The sequence below is a fragment of the uncultured Aquincola sp. genome, assembly GCF_964001545.1.
Lineage (GTDB): Bacteria > Pseudomonadota > Gammaproteobacteria > Burkholderiales > Burkholderiaceae_C > Aquincola.
On sequence record NZ_CAXFDV010000495.1, the window covers coordinates 1 to 2,801 of the forward strand.

At 70.2% G+C, this 2,801-nt stretch carries 3 protein-coding genes and 1 pseudogene; all 4 read left to right on the forward strand.

Annotation, left to right across the window (positions count from 1 at the left end):
- Positions 1-193, forward strand: a 193-nt coding sequence (locus tag ABNT58_RS16825; RefSeq protein WP_348754599.1) for an FtsW/RodA/SpoVE family cell cycle protein, incomplete at its 5' end; no start/stop codon positions are given.
- Positions 194-209: 16 nt separating this feature from the next.
- Positions 210-1,283 (forward strand): undecaprenyldiphospho-muramoylpentapeptide beta-N-acetylglucosaminyltransferase, encoded by a 1,074-nt coding sequence (murG, locus tag ABNT58_RS16830; protein ID WP_348754600.1) that lies wholly within the window; start codon positions 210-212, stop codon positions 1,281-1,283.
- Positions 1,280-2,689, forward strand: coding sequence for a UDP-N-acetylmuramate--L-alanine ligase (gene murC, locus ABNT58_RS16835; RefSeq protein WP_348754601.1), 1,410 nt, complete (start codon positions 1,280-1,282; stop codon positions 2,687-2,689). The genes murG and murC overlap by 4 nt, the downstream gene beginning before the upstream one ends.
- Positions 2,686-2,801 (forward strand): annotated as a pseudogene (locus ABNT58_RS16840) (D-alanine--D-alanine ligase); the annotation flags it as partial. The gene murC and the pseudogene ABNT58_RS16840, both read left to right, overlap by 4 nt.

The window sequence follows — 2,801 nt, forward strand, 5'->3', positions numbered from 1 at the left end:
CATCGGCATCTGGATGGGCGGCCAGTCCTTCATCAACATGGGCGTGAACCTGGGCCTGCTGCCCACCAAGGGCCTGACGCTGCCGCTGATGAGCTATGGCGGCTCGGCCATCGTGATGAACCTGGTGGCGCTGGCCATCGTGCTGCGCACCGACATGGAAAACCGTGCGTTGATGCGGGGAGGCCGGCCGTGAGCGCCGTGACACTTGCATGAGCCATTTGGTCATCATGGCCGCCGGCACCGGCGGCCACATCATCCCCGGCATCGCGGTCGCACGCGAGATGCAGGCCCGCGGCTGGACCGTGAGCTGGATGGGCACGCCCGCCGGCATGGAAAACACGCTGGTGCCCGCCGCCGGCATCAGCATCGACCGCCTGGGCTTTGCCGGCCTGCGCGGCAAGGGCGTGGTGCATGCGGTCAAGGGTGTCTTCAAGCTCATCGGCTCTTTCGCTGAGAGCTTGAGCATTCTTCGCCGCCGCAGCGCCGATGCGGTGCTGGGCATGGGCGGCTATGTGTGCTTCCCGGGCGGCCTGGTGGCCGGCCTGCTGCGCAAGCCGCTGGTGCTGGTCAATGCCGATGCGGCGCTGCTGCTGTCCAACAAGGGCCTGCTGCCTTTCGCCGACCGCGTGGCCTTCGGCTTCGACGGCGCCGATGCGGCCCGTACCCGGCGCTCGGTGGTCACCGGCAACCCGGTGCGCGCCGAGATCGAAGCGCTGCCGGTGCCCGCGCAGCGCTTTGCCGGCCGCAGCGGCCCGCTGCGTGTGCTGGTGCTGGGCGGCAGCCTGGGCGCCCGCGTGCTCAACCAGACGCTGCCCGCGGCGCTGGCGCTGATCGAAGCCGACCAGCGCCCGGTGGTCATCCACCAGACCGGCGCCGCGCATGTGGAAGCGGTGCGTGCGGCTTATGCCGAAGCGCGGGTGCAGGCCGAGGTGCTGCCCTTCATCGAGGACATGTCGCGCCGCCTGGCCGACTGCGATCTGGTGGTGTGCCGCGCCGGCGCGGTGACGGTGAGCGAGCTGTGCGCCGCCGGCGTGCCCAGCGTGCTGGTGCCGCTGATCGTCAGCACCACTTCGCACCAGCGCGACAACGCGATGTTCATGGCCCAGCACGGCGCCGCGGTGCACCTGCCGCAGGCCGAGCTGTCACCCCAGAAATTGGCCGAACTGTTCCAGGCCACCGACCGCACGGCCTTGCTGGCCATGGCAGAAAAAGCCCACACCCTGGCGCGCCCGCGGGCCGCCGCGCGTGTGGCAGATGAGATTGAAAGGCTGATCAAGCCATGAAACACGCGGTCAAGCACATTCACTTCGTAGGCATCGGTGGGTCCGGCATGAGCGGCATCGCCGAGGTGCTGCACAACCTGGGCTACACCGTCTCCGGCTCCGACCAGAACGACAGCGCCGTGGTGCGCCGGCTGGCGGCGCTCGGCATCCGCGTGGCCGTGGGCCACGACGCGGCCAACATCGCCGGCGCCGAAGCCGTGGTCATCAGCACCGCGGTGCAGGGCAGCAACCCCGAGGTCATCGCCGCCCGCACCCACCGCGTGCCGGTGGTGCCGCGCGCGGTGATGCTGGCCGAGCTGATGCGCCTGCGCAAAGGCATCGCCATCGCCGGCACCCACGGCAAGACCACCACCACCTCGCTGGTCACCAGCGTGCTGGCCGAAGCGGGCATCGACCCCACCTTCGTGATCGGCGGCCGCCTCAACAGCGCGGGCGCCAACTCGCGACTAGGCTCGGGCGAGTACATCGTGGTGGAGGCTGACGAATCGGACGCCTCCTTCCTCAACCTGTCGCCCATCCTGTCGGTCATCACCAACATCGATGCCGACCACATGGACACCTACGGCCACGACTTCGCCAAGCTGAAGACGGCCTTCGTGGACTTCCTGCACCGCATGCCCTTCTACGGCGCGGCCATCGTCTGCGCCGACGACCCGGGCGTGCGCTCGGTCATCCCGATGGTCTCGCGCCCGGTGGTCACCTACGGCTTCCAGGAAGACGTGCAGATCCGCGCGGTGAACGTGCAGGCGCTGCCCGGCGGGCAGATGCGCTTTACCGCGCAGCGCCGCAACGGCGTGCGCATGCCCGACCTGGACATCACCCTCAACCTGCCCGGCGAGCACAACGTGCGCAATGCGCTGGCCGCGGTGGCCGTGGCCACCGAGCTGGAGTTGCCCGACGAGCCCATCGTGCGCGCACTGGCGGCCTTCGGCGGCGTGGGCCGGCGCTTCCAGCGCTATGGCGAGCTGCCGGCGGCCGAAGGCGGCGAGTTCACGCTGATCGACGACTACGGCCACCATCCGGTGGAGATGGCCGCGGTGGTGGCGGCCGCGCGTGGCGCCTTCCCGGGCCGCCGGCTGGTGCTGGCCTTCCAGCCGCACCGCTACACCCGCACCCGCGACTGCTTCGAGGACTTCGTCAAGGTGCTGGGCACCGCCGATGCGGTGCTGCTGACCGAGGTGTATGCGGCCGGTGAAGCGCCCATCGTGGCCGCCGACGGCCGGGCGCTGGCGCGCGCGCTGCGCGTGGCCGGTCAGGTCGACCCGGTGTTCGTGGACGACATCCAAGAATTGCCCGCCACCATCGCCAAGCAGGCGCGTGGCGGCGACGTGGTGATTGCCATGGGCGCCGGCAGCATCGGCGCGGTGCCGGCCAAGGTGGTCGACCTGCTGGGGGTGCCGGCATGAGCGACGCGATGAAGATCGACGCCAAGGCCCTGGGCAAGACCGCGGTGCTGATGGGCGGCAGCTCGGCCGAGCGCGAGGTGTCGCTGATGTCGGGCACCGGCGTGTTGAATGC